We start from the raw sequence: 3,417 nt of genomic DNA on the forward strand, positions 1-3,417 counted from the left end.
TAATCGGAAACGGTACCGGTCTGAGCTTCTCCGGAGGCGGCATATTGGCCACCTACGGGAACAATGCCGTCAGCGCCAACGGCAGCAATGGCGCATTTTCCGGATCAATCCCGCTGCAGTAGCGAGCGGGGGGAGTTCTTTCCGGGTCGCCTTTTCAGGCGGCCTGCATGTCCGCGAAACCACGACAATGCCGGACGACAAGGCGGACACGACGAAATTCGACCTCGACATGACGGGCCTGGCAGCGGCGTGGACCCTGCTCAAATCATCATGCGCCTTGTCGACGCTCAGCCCGATCAGCCCCTGGCCCGCCACGCTGCCGAATGTCGGCATAACGCCCCCGGCCGCGCCGGCGCCGTAAGCGCGGGCCTGCCCCGGGCCAACCGCGGATTCCATCTCACCTCGCATTTTGCGACGTTTGGCCGAAAGCAGCCTCGCGACCCCAAAGCCTCCCTTGCAATTTAAAGACCGATTGGTCTATATATCGGCAATGAGCCGCCAGCCTCCAGCGCCGCCCCGTGGCCGCCCCCGAAGCTTCGACATGGACGCCGCTGTCGAGCGCGCGATGGGCGCGTTCTGGTCGCGCGGCTATCACGGCACGGCGCTCCCGGACCTTCTTCGTGCGACGAAGCTGTCGCGCGGCAGTCTCTACGCTGCCTTCGGGGACAAGCACTCGCTCTTCCTGCTTGCGCTTGATCGCTACATTGCCGATGCCGTGGCGCGAATGGATATCGAACTCGCTTCCTCCCGCGAGCCGCTCGACGGCCTGCGGGCCTTCCTGGCCGGCTATGTCGACCGCACCAGCGGTGCCAGTGGCCGGCGCGGTTGCCTGCTGGTGGCTACCGCCATGGAGCTGGCTGGCCAGGACGCCGAGGTCGGCCGTCGCGTCGCAGGTTTCTTCAAGGCCATGGAGGCCAGGGTGACGGACGCATTGTCCCGGGCGAAGACGGCGGGCCAATTGGCCGATGGTGTCGAACCTTCAAGTGCCGCCAAAATTCTCGTCTGCTTCGTCGAGGGGCTTCGCGTGGTCGGCAAGACGGCGCCGGCGCGGACCGCATCGCAAGCCACCGCTGACGCACTGCTCGACCGCTTCGTGAGGTAACGACCCCGCGGACGCGCCTCGCGCCATTGGCGCGCTGATATTTAGACCGACCGGTCTCGAAAGGAAGATGCCATGTCTGCCATCCAGATTTTCTGCGCGGTGGCCGTCCCCCTGCTCTGGGGTTATCAGTTCGTGGCCATCAAGGTGGGCGTCACCGAGTTTCCGCCGCTGTTCTTCCTCGCGCTGCGCTTCCTCGCCATCGCGCTGCTGCTGGTTCCGTTCGTCAAAAGGCCCACGCGTCAACAGCTCGGTCCTGTCGCAGCCATTTCGATTTTCCTGGGCGGGCTGAACTTCGGGCTGTTCTATGTCGGCCTCGGGCTCGGCTCGGGAAGCATCTCGGCCGTCGCCTATCAGCTCGCGACGCCCTTCACGGTCCTGTTGGCCTGGCCACTGCTCGCGGAGCGACCGTCTCTCGCCACGTCCGCCGGCGTGGTGCTTGCGTTCGTCGGCGTGGTCGTGTTGGCGGCGGAGCCCGGCCTGTCGGCAAAACCACTTCCGCTACTGCTCGTGGTCGGGGCGGCCTTCGCATTCGCGGTGTCCAACGTCTTGACCAAGCGCTACGGCCCTTTCGATCCCCTGATGCTGATGGGATGGTCGTCGCTGCTCACGGTGCCGCAGGTCATGCTGATGTCGCTGTTTCTGGAATATGGCCAGGCGGCGAGCCTCGTCACGGCGGACGGACGTGGCTGGCTGGCGCTCGCCTATACGATCTTCATCGGAGGGATTGTCGGGTTTGGCCTTTGGTTCTGGCTGATCGCCCGCTGCTCCATGGGCCGCGTCGCGCCCTTCGGCCTGCTGCTTCCGGTGTTCGCCCTGATGTCGAGCGTGCTGTTCCTCGGCGATCACATGACGCCGAAGCTGATCGCCGGCGGGCTGCTCGCGATCTCCGGTGTCGCCCTGACACAAGTGAGACCGGGTGTCAGAGTAGCTCAAACCCGCGTATAAATCACGAGCTTGAGCGCGGGATCGTCGTTGGCCTGAAAGCTCGTGTGCTCGAAATGCAGCACGCCGAGGGTCGGATGCGACATGGTCTTATTGGGCGTCGCCCCTGCGCGGCCGCGCTGACGGCTGCGCTGAAGACCCGCGAGCGGATCTTCCGCCTCACGGGCGCCATCCCCTGACGCGCAAGGGGCTAACCGACCAATATTAGCGATCGCCGGCGCAACTCGCGTGCCTTGCGGCGAAGCAGCGCCGGAATGCAATTCGGCAACAGCTGTCAGAAAATCCGTGGCGCGCGACCATCATTGTGTGGGCCTCAACCGAACGGTTGATGTGCGGCGCGCGATCTCCCTCCACCTTCGCGCAGCGTGCAACGAATGGGAAGATGCGCGTCAAATGGCTGATTGCCGCTCATTTTATGTCAACGGCGGGGAACGCGGCTCTGCGCCCCGTTACGTTGTCCAGGCCTCCGAACGTGAGCGATTGATTTCATGCTGTTCGTGGAAAGGCATTTCATGAAAAAGACTACACTGTTTGCCTGCCTTACGCTTGCGCTCGCGGCGTTGACTACAACGTCCGCCGCCGGAGGATCAGCCTACGTTTCGCGGACCGGGAGTGACAACGCCAATTGCGGGCCGACGCAGACGTGCGCCTCCATGGGCCATGCCATCTCGATCGCCGGCGTCAACGGCGAGGTCATCTGCATGGACAAGGCCAACTATGGCAGCGGCCTCACCATCCAACAATCGGTCACGATATCGTGCGCCGGCGGTCTTTGGGAGACTCCGGCAGGTGTGATTAATATCAACTTGCCCGCTGGGGCGATCGCATCCATCGAAGGTCTCGTGCTGGATGGTACAGGATTTCCCGGAACCGCCGTCCAGTTTTCCGGTCAAGGAAGCCTTCAGCTTCATCGCGTTCGCATTGGCAACAACCCCGGCTCAAGCTCTTCCGGGCTGCTTTTCGCGCCCAATGGGCCTGCGAAACTGCAAGTGAGTGACTCCGTTTTTTATGCCAATGGCACAGGTACCGGGGGTGGCCTTGTGATCAACCCGCAATCTGGCGGCACCGCTCAAGTCGCGCTGGAGCGCGTCACCGTCGTCGGCAACGCATTCGGCGTCGCCACAGACGGCAGCCGCAGCACGGGCGGCATTAACATGACGATTGCGGACAGCGTGGTAGCCGGCAACTTCCAGGACGGCATCGTCGCCACGACATCCGGCAACGGCGCTCCGATCGGCATCTATGTCAAGAACACCAGGTCAGTGACCAATGCCATTGGCATTCGGTCGATCGGGCCGAACGTGACAGTGCGCGTCGACGGCTCCTCCATAATCGGAAACGGTACCGGTCTGAGCTTCTCCGGAGGCGGCATA

General features: G+C 63.4%; 4 protein-coding genes. All 4 read left to right on the forward strand.

Going from position 1 to position 3,417, the window contains the following annotated elements; translation table 11 throughout:
• The first annotated feature begins 187 nt into the window (after window positions 1–187).
• Window positions 188–361: a hypothetical protein gene (locus tag B5V03_RS05475; protein ID WP_245502164.1), complete on the forward strand. Its 174-nt coding sequence runs from the start codon at window positions 188–190 to the stop codon at window positions 359–361.
• Window positions 362–541: 180 nt separating this feature from the next.
• The gene (locus B5V03_RS05480) at window positions 542–1,102 is read left to right on the forward strand and encodes a TetR/AcrR family transcriptional regulator (protein ID WP_245502165.1); all 561 of its coding nucleotides are present in this window, start codon (window positions 542–544) and stop codon (window positions 1,100–1,102) included.
• A gap of 72 nt (window positions 1,103–1,174) precedes the next feature.
• Window positions 1,175–2,047 (forward strand): DMT family transporter, encoded by an 873-nt coding sequence (locus B5V03_RS05485; RefSeq protein ID WP_129268262.1) that lies wholly within the window; start codon window positions 1,175–1,177, stop codon window positions 2,045–2,047.
• 485 nt (window positions 2,048–2,532) lie between these two features.
• Window positions 2,533–3,417, forward strand: an 885-nt coding sequence (locus tag B5V03_RS05495; protein WP_164987802.1) for a hypothetical protein, incomplete at its 3' end; no start/stop codon positions are given.

Source organism: Bradyrhizobium betae (assembly GCF_004123905.1).
Taxonomy (GTDB): domain Bacteria; phylum Pseudomonadota; class Alphaproteobacteria; order Rhizobiales; family Xanthobacteraceae; genus Bradyrhizobium; species Bradyrhizobium betae_A.

Coding starts and splice junctions, on each gene's coding strand:
- B5V03_RS05475 (WP_245502164.1), top strand. CDS start 188: ATGCCGGACGACAAGGCGGACACGACGAAATTCGACCTCGACATGACG.
- B5V03_RS05480 (WP_245502165.1), top strand. CDS start 542: ATGGACGCCGCTGTCGAGCGCGCGATGGGCGCGTTCTGGTCGCGCGGC.
- B5V03_RS05485 (WP_129268262.1), top strand. CDS start 1,175: ATGTCTGCCATCCAGATTTTCTGCGCGGTGGCCGTCCCCCTGCTCTGG.